Genomic DNA, 16,143 nt, shown 5'->3' with positions numbered 1-16,143 from the left:
TTATCAATTATCAATTAAAAAGATGTACAAGTTAAAAGAAATTGCGGATAAAGTTTATTATGTAGGAGTTAATGACCGTCAAAAGGCCCTCTTCGAGAATATGTGGCCGTTGCCATACGGCGTTTCCTATAACTCGTACTTGATCGTAGACGAGAAAACCGTATTGATCGATACGGTCGATGTTTGTTACTCTGATATTTTCTTGAAAAAAGTAGCGGATGCTTTGGACGGACGTTCTTTGGATTATCTTGTGGTAAATCATATGGAGCCGGATCATGCGGGTAGTATCCGTTTGTTGCGTCAGCAATATCCGGACGTGCGGATTGTCGGAAATAATAAGACTTTCGGGATGCTGGATGGATATCATGGCATCAAGGAAGGCTTATATGAGGTGAAAGAGGGTGATACTTTACATACTGGCCGTCATGAGCTTGCCTTTTATATGGCTCCTATGGTGCATTGGCCGGAAGTGATGGTTACTTATGACGTTACGGATAAAATCTTATTCTCTGCGGATGCGTTCGGTACGTATGGCACGTTGGATGGTGGCGTGATCGATGCGGAGATGAATGTAGAGCATTATTGGGAAGAGATGATTCGCTATTACTCCAACATTGTCGGAAAATATGGAAGTCCGGTACAAAGGGCATTACAAAAGCTTTCAGGCTTAGATATCCAGACGATTTGCTCTACCCATGGACCTGTTTGGCGTGAATATGCGTCGAAAGCGATCGATATCTATGATCGTATGAGCCGCTACGAAGGTGAGGAAGGTGTGGTTATTATTTATGGCAGCATGTATGGTAACACGGAACAGATGGCAGAGGCGATCGCCGCCTCTTTGGCTGATAATGGTATCAAGAATATCGTGATGCATAATGTTAGCAAAAGCCCTTCTTCTTATATCTTGAAAGATGTGTTCAAATATAAAGGAGTGATTGTAGGTAGCCCGACTTATAGCAATCAATTATTCCCTGAGGTGGAAGCTGTGTTGAGCAAGATCGAGTTACGTGAGGTGAAAAATCGTGTTTTCGGTTATTTCGGGTCTTTCACATGGGCTGGAGCCGCCGTAAAACGTTTGGCGGCTTTTGGCGAGAAGATGAAGTGGGAGACGGTTGGTATGCCGGTTGAGCAGAAGCAAGGTTTAAGCGCAACTAAATACGAGGAGTGCTTAGCATTGGGTAAGGAAATGGCTGAGAATTTGAAGACTATTAACGACAAATCTAATTTATAAACAAGGAAGTTGATCCAACAACTTTCATTTAAAAAACATAACGTTATGAGACTAATTATCGAACCTAATTACGAGCAACTCTCAAAATGGGCTGCCAATTATGTAGCGGCGAAGATTAAAGCTGCGAATCCAACCGCTGAAAAACCATTCGTACTGGGCTTGCCTACAGGATCTTCTCCGCTGGGTATGTACAAGAACCTGATTGAATTGAATAAGCAGGGGGTTGTATCGTTCCAGAATGTGATCACTTTCAATATGGATGAATATGTCGGTCTTCCGAAAGATCATCCGGAAAGCTATCATTCGTTCATGTGGAATAATTTCTTCAGTCATATCGATATCAAACCAGAGAACGTAAATATCTTGAATGGTAACGCTGAGGATTTGGAGGCAGAGTGTGCATCTTATGAGGCTCGCATGAAAGCGGTCGGTGGCGTAGACCTGTTCTTGGGTGGTATCGGTCCTGACGGCCATATCGCATTCAACGAGCCGGGTTCATCCTTAAGTTCTCGTACACGTGTCAAGACGTTAACTACGGATACGATTATCGCTAACTCCCGTTTCTTTGATAATGACGTGAATAAAGTTCCAAAGACTTCTGTAACGGTTGGTGTAGGTACGGTTCTTGACGCTAAGGAGGTATTGATCATGGTAAATGGTCATAACAAGGCTCGTGCGTTGCAACAAGCCGTTGAGGGTGCCGTGAACCAAATGTGGACAATTACCGCTTTGCAGTTGCATCCGAAAGGAATCATTGTTTGCGATGAGGCGGCTTGCGCAGATCTTAAGGTGGGTACTTATAACTATTTCAAGGATATCGAGAAGGATCATCTTTGTCCTTGTTCATTGCTGAAATAAACGAATCTCAGATAGGGCTTTCTTTGAATGCCCATCATAAGGAGTTAAGAATGCCCATTGTAAGGAGTTTACGATGGGCATTCTTATAACCTTACGATGGGCATCGTTGTTTTAGGGCAATTGGTGGCTGCCGGCTGGCTTCCTCATAGAAGATATACTTCATTGGTTAGAGGAAATATACTTTTCCTGTCAGAGGATATATACTTCATTGACAAAGTCAGTACTACTTACTTTTTTGCGTTCTTGACGTAACGATCCAGCCATAGGTCACATTCATACAATAGATGTAATATGTTCTCTTTGGCGGCGTAGCCATGACTCTCATAGGGCAATACCACATAACGTGCGATCGCCCCGTGCCCTTTTAGGGCACTGAACAGGCGCTCGGATTGGATCGGAAAGGTTCCGGAGTTGTTATCCATCTCACCATGTATGATTAATAGAGCTCCATGTAGTTTATCGGCAGACATGAATGGCGACATGGCATTATATATTTCCGGTACTTCCCAATAAGTACGGGTCTCTGTTTGGAAGCCGAACGGGGTAAGCGTACGGTTGTAAGCTCCGCTACGTGCGATGCCGGCTTTGAACAGCTTGGTATGTGTTAATAGATTCGCTGTCATGAAAGCTCCATAGGAATGTCCTCCTACAGCTACACGATTCGGATCGCCCACACCCATCTCGGAAATAACTTTTACGGCCGCCTCGGCATTCATTGTCAATTGCTCGATGAAATCATCGTTTGGCTCCGCTCCCTCGCTGGTACTAACGATCGGCATTTCAACATTTTCCATTATACAGAATCCCCGTAGGGCCCAATAGACAGGAGAACCATAGTTGATATTCGTAAACATGTATTGAGAACCCCGTACTTGTGAAGCTTCGGCTTTCGTTTTATATTCTCTCGGGTAGGCCCACATTAAGACAGGTAATGGACCGTCTTTCGCTTTATCATATCCGGCTGGGAGATATACAGTCGCTGTTAGATCCAAACCATCCGCACGTTTATATTTAATCTTTTGTTTATTAACGTTTGCCATGGCCGGGTATGGATTGGCGAAATGAGTCAATTGAGCGAATTTTTTCTTTTTCAAGTCACGAGAGCAGAGATTTGCCGGTTCTGTAATGGATTGACGTGAAGTGATCAATTGCAGCTTTTCCGGATTCGCTACCTTTAGGATGGTCTCATAATATCCGTCCTCGCAGCGCCAAAGTTCTGTGTTCTTTTTTGTTTTCAAATTGTAACGGCTAAGGTAAGGCATATCCCCTTTAGGAGAGGCACCTTGGGCAAGCATCAATAACTCATTGTGGGCTTTATTGGTATATACGATATATTTACCATACGCATTTTTAACCGTAAGTGGATTTCCCGGATTGTTGTAATTATCGTCGGTGGATACATCGAATAATAGAACCGGAGACTCAGAAGAGCAAGGCTTAAAAGTAAATGTCCTGTTTTTTCGAGTCTCCCGGGAAGTCTCGATCAATAAAGCGAAAGCATCGTCATTCCACAGGATGTTGCGGAAACGTTTCTCTGTCTTTGCGACTTCCTGTTTCTCGCTGTTGAACGGATAGCTTATTTGGTAGATAATATCCATGAAATCAGTCTTGTTTTGCTTAGGATCTCCTTTATCTTGTGCTTCCGCCCAGTAAACGGTAGCTGGTTTATCCGATCTCCATCCGAATTGGCGGGGATAAGGCGAGGTCGTGTCATATCCCATCGGTATATTAATGGTTGGATTATCCGCTAACGTATAAATGGAATTACCTTGTAAGTCGATAACCTCGAACTTTTGTGGAAAGTTATATACCGGTACTTGATAGGAATACGGACGATGGACTGTCGCGATAAGTAGCAAAGATTTATCCGGGGATAATGAAAGTGTACTGCCGTAGATTGCCGGTTTTCCGATCTCGTACACAGCACCTTCTTTTATGCGTACCAATTGAGCGGTGAAATAATAGTCGAATAGTTGCTCGTCGTACGGATTTTTGAGTAAGTCTTGATAGGTACGGGCGGGCATCACCTTTCCAGTACTTTCTTGAATGATGGGCCCGGATGGGACTGTGGGTTTCTCTGGTGCCTTCTCCCTGTTTTCCGGAACCATAAGCGTAATAAATTCATTGTCGCTAATCCATAAGATCTCCGCTCCACTTGTTGCGTTGATTTTACGGGTACTTACTTTCTGTGCTACGGGCTGTTCCGGGGTACAGATATAAAGGTATACGCCATCCGCTTCTTCCACGAATAGAGCTACCTTATTGGATGAAGGAGAGAATGAGGCTTCTGTGATTACCGCATTGTCAGGAATTCCTTCTATCTTGATTTCTTCTTGAGTAGCGATGTTCATTAAACTGGCACCCGTATATTCGGCTTGCCGGCTCGTATTGAATGTTTCGGGACTGATACGCATTCCCGCTAATTTAAGCTCCGGTTGCGCAAGCTTGGCGATAGACCGGTACGGGGAACGCTCTAACTGGAGTGCCCACTGATTGTTATCACTAATTCGGATGATAGGAGAAAGCTTGGCCAAGGCCACTTCTTCGATAACTGCAGGAGGACGTTGATAATGTGTTTCTTGCGCTATTCCAGGGCATATAAGCGCTAAAGAGAGCAGAGCTGAAAATAAATGATTTGTTTTCATAAATAGTGATATAAGAAATCCCCAAAGATAACCTGTTAAAGTATACTTTGGGGATTGTGATTAATGTAAGTTAACGTAAAAAGAGTGTTAATAGTTCTTTTCGATCAAGTCGTTGAAATCTGTTTCCTTTTTTGGAATCTCGAAGATCCAGCCATCAGCATTCGGATCCTTGTGCAAGAAGCCACAGAAAGTAGCGTCAAAATTAGAACCGGTTCTATCCAATGGCAAACCTAGACGTTTCAAGTCGAACCAACGGAAACCTTCGCCCCAAAGTTCGATACGGCGATGTGTCATGATCTCATCCGCTAGTTTTGCGCCTGTGTTACCCAAATCCTTGTACTCTGGATCACGTTCTTTCAACAAGGCTTGCAAATATTCCTTTGCTTTTGCGTCTTGATTGGAACGAGCGAAAGCCTCGGCTGCTGTCAAGTACATTTCGCTGATACGCATGAAGGCAAAATCACCTACAGCATCAGCTGTAGAGCGTGCCGTGAACTTGCGGTTCTGATAAACACGCTGGTTGTAAGAAGTTGCGGGCACTTCTGCCTTTCCTGTCGGATCCCACCATTGACGGCGAAGATCGGTTGGCGACATTAAGTCGTAAGTACTTTGGCTGATACATTTGATACCTGTGCGGATAGAGCTGGAGTTGAAGTTCCAAGACATATACGCATAGAAAGAGTAGAAATAAACCGTTTGGTCATTCTGCGTCATAGCGGCATACATAGCCTCTTTCGTAGCGGAAGTGATATTAGCGAAACCATTCATCAATTCAGACTGAGACATGATCTTACAGCCATCTTTCTCTGCTTCATTGATAGAATTCACTGCGGCCGTAGCTGCGTCTGCGTATTTCTGTTGAGTCAGAAGAGCACGTGCTTTCAATCCGTAAACCGATGCTAGGCTATAATGATTCTTATCATTTGGCTCATAGTCTGCCAATAAGTTCAACGCTTCGTCTAAGTCCCCGTGAATCTTCGTGTACACCTCTTCTACCGTATTACGTGCCATAGGCTCGATTTCCGGACTCGTACGATAAGGAACTCCCGGTTGAGAGTTGTCCTGTCCGTTACGATATGGTTTCGCATAATATTGTACTAGATTGAAATGACTCCATGCACGAATTGCCAAACACTCGCCCTTGATATGGTTCGCAAGCGCTTTTTCGCTATCTGTGAGTTTTGACTCATCGCTAAAGTTATCATTCAACGCTTTCAAGATGTTGTTTGCATTCAAAATGAACTTATAATAAGTTTCCCACTCACCGGAGTTGTACGAACTTGTTGCGTTCGTTGGATAACTCCAGTTTAAGAAACCTTGATGCCAAGTCTGCGTGTCCCATGTCAAATCATCAGCCAACGCTTCTCGACCGATGATGAAACCGGGTTCACCTCCCAAACCTTGGTTGCCTAAGTCTTGAGATACCATCTTACGATGAATACCGTTCAGTGCAAGATAAAGATTGTCGAGCGAAGTGGATACTGTCGTGAATGAAACGTTCTCGGTTGGGATTGTATCCATATAATCGCTGGAACAGCTTGTGCCGATAAGCGAGCCACTTAGAAGCAGTCCTGCTGCGATGTGTTTGAATAATTGTATATTTTTCATATCTTTTCCTTTGTTTGATGTATTATGAATTTAGAACGATACATTTAAACCGATCGTAAAGTTCTTAGCCGGCATATATTCATTGTAAGATACTCCGGCATAGTTAGCTTGCGGATTCAGACCTTGACGGGCTTTCAACATGAATAAGTTCTCTGCGCTGACATTGACGCGTGCACTCTTGATGTTGATAACGTTTAGGATAGACTTAGGCAAGTTGTAAGCCAAAGTGACAGTACGCAAGTTCAAGTAATTTGCGTTTGTCAACCAACGTGTAGAATAGGATTGTCCAATGCTAGTCGCATGACCTGAGTTATTGTCCAAACGAGGTACATCTGTGATCTGGCCCGGAGTTGTCCATGCGTTATGTAGATCCGGTGACATCGCATAACCGAACTCACCTACATCCATCAATCCTCTATAACTCGAGTCAAGCACCTTGCCTCCTAATGAATAAGAGAATACGGTAGAAAGGTCGAATGCCTTATAGCTCAAATTGATATTGAAACCACCATATACTTTCGGAACGGCAGAACCACTGAAATCATATTTCGCATAGCTATAAGAGTTTGTCAATACTTGACCATCTTTCTCTACAAGTGTCTTTTTTACCGCATCTTTAATATTACCATTCGCATCGGTGTTGTTTTCGGCATCAAAGATATACAATCCATCTCCGTTATCAGGATTAACACCCCACCATTGACGTAACCAGAACTCATAGATTGAATGTCCCTCCATCAATTTCTTAGAGTCTTTGATGATACCATCTTTCCGGTTGGCATCAGGCAGACGAGTCACCTTATTATTGATGAATGTAGCGTTTGCGCCGACTGATAATTTCCAATCTTTTGATTTTAATACTTGGTAGTTTAAGTCGATTTCCACCCCTTGGTTACGAACTTTACCAATGTTTTGTACGATCTTTTCGACACCACTGGATAACGGTTGGCTAACATTGAATAACAAGTCTCTGGAGGCCTTACGGAAGAACTCGACCGTACCATTCAAGCGACCGAACAATCCGAATTCTAAAGCGACATCGGTAGAAACCTGTGTCTCCCATTTCAAATTATTGTTTGCCATAGTCGGGAAGTAGAGACCTGCTTCCAAACCGTTGTTGATACCCAAATTATACAAGGTTTGATAAGGATAGTAATCCTGTTGTGTGTCATCATCTGTATAATAGATGGCATCGTTTCCGGTTTCACCGTAGGATGCCCTCAGTTTCAAATTGTCCACCCAAGTCAAGTTTTCCATGAAATCTTCTTGGCTGATACGCCAAGATGCTCCGAATGACCAGAAGTTACCCCAACGGTTATCCTTGCTAAAGCGAGAGGAACCGTCACGACGATACGAGGCTGTTACATAATATTTATCATCGAAATCATAGTTCAAACGAGCGAAGTATCCTTCTTTCTTATATTCGCGTGTATAAGAATCCATTGAGCTTATGCTTACGAAGTTACTGTACTCATACGTTCCGGAAACGATCTCATTAGTCTTCATACCGTAGTTATATTGTAAACGGTAGCTATAGTTCTCATGGCCTAACAAAGCTTCGATGTTATGCTTACCAAAAGTCTTTGTGTAATTAATCAACTGGTTGAATGTCTGTGTTAAGAAGTTTCTATTTCGGATGTTCAAACGTCCCGGTCCTGCGGTTCCGTCACCTACCTCTGGGTTCTCATATACTCTACGGCGTTCATCCTTATTGTCAAATGCGTAGTTCACTGTTAAATTCAATCCTTCGATCGGAGTGATCGTTACATAAGTACGGGCACTAGAGTTTGTGGTAGACATCAAGCGATCGTTCCACAGGGCCTCAGCGATACCGTCGCGTCCATTGCTGGAGATACGGGCTCCTTCATAATCGTAGGTATATAAAGCCGGATCAGTAACTACGTTTCCTTCTTTATCCAAATAAGCCCCTGTCTCAATATCATGCTTATGTACCGGATAGATCGGTGCCATAGAACGAATGAAACGAGATAAGTTACCATAACCAGCGGAGTTGCTAGAAGTAGAAGTAGAATAATTGGAGTTTGTACGACTTAAACCTAAATTCAATCCACTCTTGAACCATTTCACCGGATAGATATTATAGTTCAAGCGTGCGTTGTAACGCTCAAAGTCTGTCTTAATCATATATCCCTTATCATTCAGATAGCCTATGGAAGCATATGTGTCGCTCTTTTCTGTTTTTGTATTGTAGCTTACATTATATTCTTGGCGATGTCCGGTACGGTAAGCGGCATCTTCCCAATCAAGGTCCTCACCCCATTTTAAAGCCGAGGCTGATGGATTCAATAAACCGTCTGTGCCCACGATCGCATCATTGGCGATTCCTACGAAAGGATTATATTTTAATTTGTTGATAATATCTTTAGAAGCATTAGCGGCAGCGTCGGCAGCACTTTGTCCGAGTGACATATTTGCGTTTCTCAACATTTGCCATTGCAAAGGATAATAATCGTATACACCTACTTTTGCGTAATCGTTATAAGCTCTGCTAGACCAACCTTGTGAGATACTCAAGGTAACACCTGCGCCACTGCTGCTAGAACCTTTCTTAGTCGTGATCAAAACCACACCGTTACCTGCGCTAGATCCATACAAAGATGTAGAAGCGGCATCTTTTAAAATTGTCATTGATTCGATATCAGATGGGCTGATAGAAGAGATATCACCACTGAAGATGGCACCATCCACTACATATAAAGGAGCATTATCTGCGTTTACTGAACCAAAACCACGGATCGTTACCTTGGCAGCTTCTCCCGGTTGTCCGATAGAGGAAGTCATTTGTACTCCGGAAGTGTTTCCTTCTAATGCGGAGAGGGCGTTACTCAATGGACGTTTGTCCATCAAAGCGGCACCCACCGTGGATGCGGAACCTGTAAAAGAACTTTTCTTTGCGGTACCATAAGCTACGACAACAACTTCATCTATAGCTTGAGAATCTGAAGAAAGAACAATTCTCATGTTTTGCTGAGCTGTAGTTTCTTGAGTCCGTAAACCTACATAAGAAATAATTAGCTTAGCATCTTTCTGAGTTTCTAACTCAAATTTACCATCTAAATCGGTAATGGTTCCAATAGTGGTTCCTTTTACTACGATGGATGCACCTATAACAGGCTCCCCATCATCTTCATTAATCACTACACCGGTCACCTTCATTTGCTGGGCGACCATACACTGCACTCCCAGAAAGAATGAGAGTAGTACAAGCGTTAATTTGTGCTTCATAGAATGAATTTGTTTGTTAATTAGACACACAGTATTTTTTCAAGAGACCCATAGTTTGCACAGAACTACAGTTAAAATACTTATCAAAAAAATGTACACACCAAGACTCCTGAAAATCACAGCCGCAAATATACTAATTTTTATTATAAAAAAGCAAACTGTTATAAAACATTCTAAAACTAATATAATATTGATTGATATTGCCAAATTCAATTTAGTTGTACTGGGGATCTTGTTGCATTATGATAACTGGCAGGAGGGTTTTTGGTCTTAGCTATCTGTCTGTTAATTATGCTGTTAAACATAGTTCTGTGCAGACTAAATGCCTTAATGGATGCTGAAAGGGAAGATGTCCATAAAGGACATCTTCCCTTAAACTTTGTGTGTATAATGAAAAAAAGTGCTGTGTTAATTAACGTTTATAGACGGATCGGGTTGCCATTATAGAAATCTAGAATCTTCGTACGGAAGATAAAATCATATTTGGCCTGTGCCTGTTCCGCTAGACTTTGCGCGTATTTTGTTTTAGCCTCATTAAATTCAAAGACAGTGCTTTTACCTGCGTTGTAACGCTCTTGGGCATAATTGAACGCCTCCTTGCTCGCCGTGACGGATTTGTCGGAAGCCGTATATTTCTCTTGGGAAGCTGTTGCGTTGTAGTACGCTTGCTGGATTTCCTTGTATAATGTTTTCTTTGTATTTTCCATCAGCAATTCCCGGTTGATAATGTTGATCCTTGCGGTACGAACGCTATTGCGTACTTGGAAGCGGTTGAAAAGTGGAATACTCAATGAGAATCCGATGATCTTTTGCCCATTCTGCTTAAACTGCTCGCTAAAGGAACGCGTATCGGCAAATTCACCTCCGGAAGTAGAATGATAATATCCATTGCTGTAACTAGCCCCGAAATTTAACTTGGGGTAATAGCCCGCTTGCGCGACACGCAACATTTTCTTTTGGCTCTCTAGCAAATACTGTTGTTCCTTGATCTGAGGCTTGAACGTAACCGCATGATCGTAAATGTTTTCCGGAGGTAGGATACTGCTCATATTATCAGCCACCGCATCTTCAATTACAGGAGTCTGTATATCGAAATTCCGGTCGCTTCGCTCTAGTTCCAGACTTTGCGCCAGATCCAGTAAAGCGAGGTTCACATTGTTTTGCGACTCGGTGAGCGTGACCTCATCTTTCGCTAATTGGGCCTTGATATCATACAGTTGGGAAAGAGGCACCTTTCCGGCGTTCACCATGGCCTCCGTTTTATTCACCTGCTCTTTGTCTAGTTCCACTTGTAGTTGCGCTATTTTCAGTAGCTCTTTATTATAAAGTACTTGCAGGTAGTAGGAAGCTATATTGATGGATAGGTCTTCTCTCGCCTTATTCAAGTTCTCGATAGACGCTTTTAGATCAAGTTTGCGGGCGGCGATATCGTTCGGTATTTTTAACCCGTCGAATAAAGGCATGTCCAGATTGATCCCCAATGTGGAATTGGCGGCGTTCTGGTCCACGATCACCCCGGATTTAGACGTGGAGCGTCCGAACTGGAAGCTCTGTCCAAGACTGCCGTTTAAGGCCGGGAGCCAGCTGTATTTACTGGTATGTAAGTCTACTTTTCGGCTTTCCTGTTCCTGCTCCTTTTGCTTTAAGTCGATATTATGCTCGATGGCATATTGGATGCACTCCTCCAGACTCCATTGCTTCACCGTATCTTGAGCGAAAACATAGTTTCCGGACAGGAGGGAAGCGATTGCCAGCATATATAAATTTCTTCTCATCATACAATCTTTCTTTTATTTCTTATTCGGATCAATTGCTGCGCCCCGGACTTTATCGGTTGCGGCCAATCCTTCTTGAATCTCGATCTTGATACCGTCGGACAGACCTACCTTTACGGGATGTTTCTCGAAGACTTGTTCAGGTTGCTCTTGTTTAACTAACTGAACGAATGCGGAATCCCCTTGGAACTCGACTGTGCTTTCCGGGATCGTAAGCACGTCTTCCGCACGTTTTAGCACGATCTCGGCGTTGGCGCTATAGCCCGCACGGATGAAAGCATCTTCGGGGATCGTTACGGCCGCCTTGATCTCAAATTGAATGGCTCCATTCTTGTCTACTCCCTTGGGCGATACATATTCCAGCAAAGCGTCAAATGAACGGCTTTCCATGGCACCGACGGTCAATTTGATCGGCATTCCCTCGTGGATGCGTCCGATCTCGGTCTCGTCTACGTTTCCTTTGAAGATCATGTCGTTCATGTTGGCTACGGTAGCGATCGTTGTACCATCATTGAAATTATTCGCTTGGATAACCGAGTTACCTACTTTAACGGGGATATCCAAGATCATCCCAGTAATGGTACTACGGATTTGGGTCGTACTGGACACATTGGAGTTCTTGGCTATACCGTCGCGGATAATCTCCAAGGCACTTTGCGCGTTATTTTTTTCCTCCACGGCTTTCAGGTAGTTCGCCTTGGAAAGATCGAAATCTTCTTGGGCGATAACACCTTGCTTAAATAATTGCGTATCCCGCTTATAAGTCTCTTCCACTTGCTTTAAAGAGATATTGGCAAGGTTCACGCGCGACTCGGCGCTGTTGAGCTGTACCATCTCAGGGATTACCTTGATAATGGCGATAATCTCTCCCGCTTGGACCATCTGCCCCGCTTCTTTCTTCAGCTCGGAGATGATACCGGAAATCTGCGGCTTGATCTCCACTTCGAAACGAGGCTCTACGTTTCCGGTAGCGACTGTCTTGGTTTCCACATCTCCTTTTTCAGGGGTTACGATCTCATAAACGGTGATGACCGGTTGCGCTTTCTTCCATAAGAAATAGAATGTGCCGATTACCGCTGCTCCTACAAGTACTAATAAAATGATACGCAGGATCTTTTTTACAATGCGATTCTTCATGATTATATAGTTTTATTAATTGACAATTGTTGTTTATTCTTCTCGTATGGCATCTATCGCCTTGATCTGCATAGCTCGCCATGCGGGGATCAGCCCGGCCAGCAGACCGCTGAATAATAAGATCACCGTGGCCGCTACTGCGATCTGGATGCTTACCTCCGGATGCTCCATCATGGTTCCGTTGGAAGCCGGCTGGGCACTCATGATCTTATCTACCAGATCGAGCAGGAATACCCCGGCGCTTAACCCCAACAAACCCGCTAAGGCCGTAAGTAGCAGACTCTCGCTCATGATCTGCGAGATGATGTTCCAAGGTTTCGCTCCGATAGCCCTGCGTACGCCGATTTCCCGGGTACGCTCCTTGACCGTTACCATCATGATATTACTTACACCGATGATACCCGCCAATAACGTACCCATACCCACGAGCCAGATCAAGATGTCGATACCGATAAATAACATATTGAAGGTCTCGAACTGAGCCGCCAAGTTGATCACCGTCACGGCCTGCGGGTCGGTAGGAGAGATCTGGTTCTGGCTCTTTATGATATCCTTGATCTGCGTGATCACCGGATCGATCTTATAGCCGGGTTTGGCGCTCACGCACAAGAAGTGAATGATATCCCCTTGGTTCAGCGTCTGTTGCATGGTGCTGAAAGGGAGGAATACGCTTTCCTCGGCCCGTCCGCCGATATTGACGCTAGAAGCCCGTTGCTTCGTGACGCCTACCACTTGGTAGTAAATCCCGTTTACCCGGATATATTTCCCGCAAGGATCCTTTCCCTTGAACAATACCTCGTTCACCTTGGCACCGATCAAACAAACCTTACGCTTCTCGATCTCGTCGATCTCGTTTAGCAACCGTCCGTAATAAAGCTGTTGGGTCTCGATCTTGAAATAATCGGGCTGTACCCCTTTTACGTTATAAGTACCGCTTAATTGGCCGAAAACGATATTCTTGTCCGAGCTATTTCCCCAGATGATGGGGGAGACGGCCTCGATGTCCTTCACCTGTTTCCGGATGCTTTCCACGTCCCGATTTCGCATGTCCCATTGGCGTCCCTTGTTAAAGCCTTTGTACGATTCGCTGGTCCGGTCGGAAAAAAAGAAGGCGGAGTTCGTGGCAAATCCGTTGATATTCGAGAACATGGCGTTCTTCATCCCGTTTCCGGCCCCCAATAGAATCACCAACATCAGGATGCCCCAAAATACACCGAAGCAGGTTAACAAGCTGCGCGTCTTGTTTCGGGTGATCGTCACCCATATCTCTGTCCATCTGTCTATGTCAAACATGGTTCTTTTCTTTATTTATTATTATTCCGTTCTCATGGCTTCGATAGCCGTGACTTTTACCGCCTTGCGAGCCGGGAAATAACCCGCCAATACGCCGGCTATGATGATCAAGACCGTAGCTGAGCTAGCTATCGCCAGGTTGACGGTCGGGTTGCGGAAGACCGTTGTGTCCTCTCCCATATTCCCTCCAGACTGGGCCCCGGCTTGGGCCATTTCCATGGCGTGATTGATTAGTTCCGTAATCCCGATCCCCATGATCATCCCGACATAGCCGAAGACGGCTGTTACAAGGATGGACTCGGCTATCACTAATGCCAATATCGAGCCGGGCTTTGCTCCCAAAGCCTTGCGTATGCCGAACTCTCGGGTACGTTCCCGTACGGTGATCAGCATGATGTTGCTCACTCCCACGATTCCTGCCATCAAGGTTCCGATGCCGATAATCCAGATAAATAAAGTAATCCCGTTCAGCATATTGTCGAACATGAGGAACTCATTCGCCATGTTCCACATACCGATAGCGTTCTTGTCTGTCGGATCGAATTGGTGGCGACGTGCCATCCATTTCCGGAAACGTTCCTCGAAGGTCTTATTCTCCTCTTCGGTAGTTACCCCTTTCAAGGTAAACGTTAGCGATCCGAAGCCGTATCCTTTATTATATAGTAATTGGGTTACGGAGAATGGGATGTAAGCGGGAGCGTTATTGCTTTTGTCATCGTCGTTATACACGCCGACTACTTGATACATCATATTCCCGCATTTCACGTATTTACCCAGCGGCTTCTCGTCACGAAACAAGATCTCGGCCATACGGGGACTGATCACGATCACCTTTCTTCGGTCCCTCATGTCCTGTTCATTGATGAAGCGACCGTTACGCGTCTCTACATTCACGTAATTGATGGGGGCATGGTCCGGATATACGCCATTGGTCTGTCCTGTCACATATTCCTCGTTGTAAGTGATCGTGTCATTGTGGGAAATGGTAGCCGAGCAGAGATCTACTTCCTTGAGGTCTCTCTTCAAGGCGCTTAAGTCCTCTTCCTTGAAACTGATGCTACGGTTGGATTGCATACCTTTCCAAGGCTTGGTGGTATAGCGTGTCCATACCTCGACCCGGTTGGTAGACATATTCCTGAAGTTGTACATGATACCATTGCGCAACCCGTTTCCCGCTCCCAGTAACACGATCAACATGAAAATACCCCATGAGACCGAGAAGCCGGTCAAGAAGGTACGGAGCTTATTCTTTTTGATGGTGCTCCATATTTCCCTGAAATTATCAAAGTCAAACATGATTCTCTTCTTTTTCGATACGTTCAATCAACCCGTCCTTAACCCGGATAATCCGGTCTGTAGCCTCCGCTACGGAGGGTTCGTGGGTAACGATCACCATGGTCATACCTTCTAGGTTTACCTTGCGTAGTAGTTCCATTACTTCCACGGTCGTCTTGCTATCCAACGCTCCGGTCGGCTCGTCGGCCAATATGATTTGGGGTTTCGCTATCAAGGCCCGGGCGATCGCTACCCGTTGCTTCTGTCCGCCGGACATCTCATTTGGCATATGCTCCGCCCAATCTTTCAATCCCACCATGTCCAAATATTCCAGTGCCATGGCATTCCTCTTTTTACGGCTGACCCCTTGATAATAGAGTGGGAGGGCGACGTTCTCCATGGCATTCTTGAATGAGATTAAGTTAAAAGATTGGAATATGAAGCCGATCATCCGGTTCCGGAGCTCGGCGGCACGACTTTCGCTGAGATTCTGAATCAACTGTCCGTTTAATTGGTAGGTGCCCGTGTCGTACGTATCCAATATTCCCAAGATATTCAATAAGGTTGACTTACCGGAACCGGACGCTCCCATGATAGATACCATCTCTCCTTTCTCTATATCCAGGTCGATACCTTTCAAAACGTGCAGTGGGGCTCCATTAAAGTACGTTTTGTTTATTCCTCTCAGTTGAATCATCATATTATGTAGTTACTTTAATATATTAGACGTACAGTTTACTAAATAAGTTACGCTGCTGGCGAACACTTTTATCATCTGGGCACAAAGATATGTTTTACTAAGATACCTTGTATCACAAGGTAGTTGTAATTATACAATATTAACAAAAGGTTTTGATAGAATAGGCTTAGCTCTCTTATCAATATCTATTAGGCCATACGAGCCGTCAGTCTAAGTGCCGGGACTATATGTATTCATCTTCTAATGGCTGTTGCATGATCATCCAACGGCTGTTAGAAGATCATCTATCAATTGGTGGATGATCGTCCAACAGTTGGTGGATAATGAATGTCTGTGCTTCTTCCTCTTAATAGATAAAGGGAAAAGCCCTAG

Annotated in this window: 10 protein-coding genes; 2 read left to right on the top strand and 8 right to left on the bottom strand. The window is 44.4% G+C overall.

The genetic code is table 11. The features are described 5' to 3' along the window. Positions 1 to 22: 22 nt before the first annotated feature. Together E5342_RS01660 and nagB are read left to right on the top strand one after the other, a co-directional pair. Positions 23 to 1,234, top strand: coding sequence for an FprA family A-type flavoprotein (locus tag E5342_RS01660; protein ID WP_135958686.1), 1,212 nt, complete (start codon positions 23 to 25; stop codon positions 1,232 to 1,234). 45 nt (positions 1,235 to 1,279) lie between these two features. Beyond that, complete coding sequence (gene nagB, locus E5342_RS01655; protein ID WP_121736560.1) at positions 1,280 to 2,092, top strand: glucosamine-6-phosphate deaminase; 813 nt, start codon at positions 1,280 to 1,282, stop codon at positions 2,090 to 2,092. 227 nt (positions 2,093 to 2,319) lie between these two features. On the opposite strand, the gene E5342_RS01650 is transcribed toward nagB, so the two are convergent. From E5342_RS01650 to E5342_RS01610, 8 genes are all read right to left on the bottom strand, one after another. Beyond that, entirely contained in the window at positions 2,320 to 4,737 is a 2,418-nt protein-coding gene (locus E5342_RS01650; RefSeq protein WP_135958685.1) for an alpha/beta hydrolase family protein, read from the bottom strand. A gap of 87 nt (positions 4,738 to 4,824) precedes the next feature. Next, on the bottom strand, positions 4,825 to 6,345 hold the full coding sequence (locus tag E5342_RS01645; RefSeq protein WP_005859319.1) for a RagB/SusD family nutrient uptake outer membrane protein: 1,521 nt from the start codon (positions 6,343 to 6,345) through the stop codon (positions 4,825 to 4,827). A gap of 30 nt (positions 6,346 to 6,375) precedes the next feature. Continuing rightward, positions 6,376 to 9,591, bottom strand: a complete 3,216-nt coding sequence (locus tag E5342_RS01640) for a SusC/RagA family TonB-linked outer membrane protein (RefSeq protein WP_121736559.1) — start codon at positions 9,589 to 9,591, stop codon at positions 6,376 to 6,378. A 419-nt stretch (positions 9,592 to 10,010) separates the two neighbouring features. Further along, positions 10,011 to 11,369, bottom strand: coding sequence for a TolC family protein (locus E5342_RS01630; protein WP_135958684.1), 1,359 nt, complete (start codon positions 11,367 to 11,369; stop codon positions 10,011 to 10,013). 12 nt (positions 11,370 to 11,381) lie between these two features. Then, positions 11,382 to 12,503, bottom strand: coding sequence for an efflux RND transporter periplasmic adaptor subunit (locus E5342_RS01625; protein ID WP_121736557.1), 1,122 nt, complete (start codon positions 12,501 to 12,503; stop codon positions 11,382 to 11,384). Between the two features lie 33 nt (positions 12,504 to 12,536). Further along, positions 12,537 to 13,796, bottom strand: coding sequence for an ABC transporter permease (locus tag E5342_RS01620; protein WP_121736556.1), 1,260 nt, complete (start codon positions 13,794 to 13,796; stop codon positions 12,537 to 12,539). Between the two features lie 21 nt (positions 13,797 to 13,817). Next, positions 13,818 to 15,092 carry an ABC transporter permease gene (locus E5342_RS01615; protein ID WP_135958683.1) on the bottom strand — a complete coding sequence of 425 codons (1,275 nt, stop codon included), beginning with the start codon at positions 15,090 to 15,092 and terminating at the stop codon, positions 13,818 to 13,820. Next, a complete protein-coding gene (locus E5342_RS01610; protein WP_135958711.1) occupies positions 15,085 to 15,768 on the bottom strand; it encodes an ABC transporter ATP-binding protein in 684 nt (227 codons plus the stop codon). The genes E5342_RS01615 and E5342_RS01610 overlap by 8 nt, the downstream gene beginning before the upstream one ends. Positions 15,769 to 16,143 lie beyond the last annotated feature (375 nt).

The organism is Parabacteroides distasonis (assembly GCF_004793765.1).
In the GTDB taxonomy this organism is placed as follows: Bacteria; Bacteroidota; Bacteroidia; order Bacteroidales; family Tannerellaceae; genus Parabacteroides; species Parabacteroides distasonis_A.
This window is presented reverse-complemented; position numbering and strand designations above follow the sequence as displayed.

What these genes read in the sequence shown, in the direction of transcription:
- E5342_RS01625 (WP_121736557.1), bottom strand. Translation starts at nt 12,503, where the DNA reads ATGAAGAATCGCATTGTAAAAAAGATCCTGCGTATCATTTTATTAGTA.
- E5342_RS01650 (WP_135958685.1), bottom strand. Translation starts at nt 4,737, where the DNA reads ATGAAAACAAATCATTTATTTTCAGCTCTGCTCTCTTTAGCGCTTATA.
- E5342_RS01640 (WP_121736559.1), bottom strand. Translation starts at nt 9,591, where the DNA reads ATGAAGCACAAATTAACGCTTGTACTACTCTCATTCTTTCTGGGAGTG.
- E5342_RS01615 (WP_135958683.1), bottom strand. Translation starts at nt 15,092, where the DNA reads ATGTTTGACTTTGATAATTTCAGGGAAATATGGAGCACCATCAAAAAG.
- E5342_RS01610 (WP_135958711.1), bottom strand. Translation starts at nt 15,768, where the DNA reads ATGATTCAACTGAGAGGAATAAACAAAACGTACTTTAATGGAGCCCCA.
- E5342_RS01620 (WP_121736556.1), bottom strand. Translation starts at nt 13,796, where the DNA reads ATGTTTGACATAGACAGATGGACAGAGATATGGGTGACGATCACCCGA.
- E5342_RS01660 (WP_135958686.1), top strand. Translation starts at nt 23, where the DNA reads ATGTACAAGTTAAAAGAAATTGCGGATAAAGTTTATTATGTAGGAGTT.
- nagB (WP_121736560.1), top strand. Translation starts at nt 1,280, where the DNA reads ATGAGACTAATTATCGAACCTAATTACGAGCAACTCTCAAAATGGGCT.
- E5342_RS01645 (WP_005859319.1), bottom strand. Translation starts at nt 6,345, where the DNA reads ATGAAAAATATACAATTATTCAAACACATCGCAGCAGGACTGCTTCTA.
- E5342_RS01630 (WP_135958684.1), bottom strand. Translation starts at nt 11,369, where the DNA reads ATGATGAGAAGAAATTTATATATGCTGGCAATCGCTTCCCTCCTGTCC.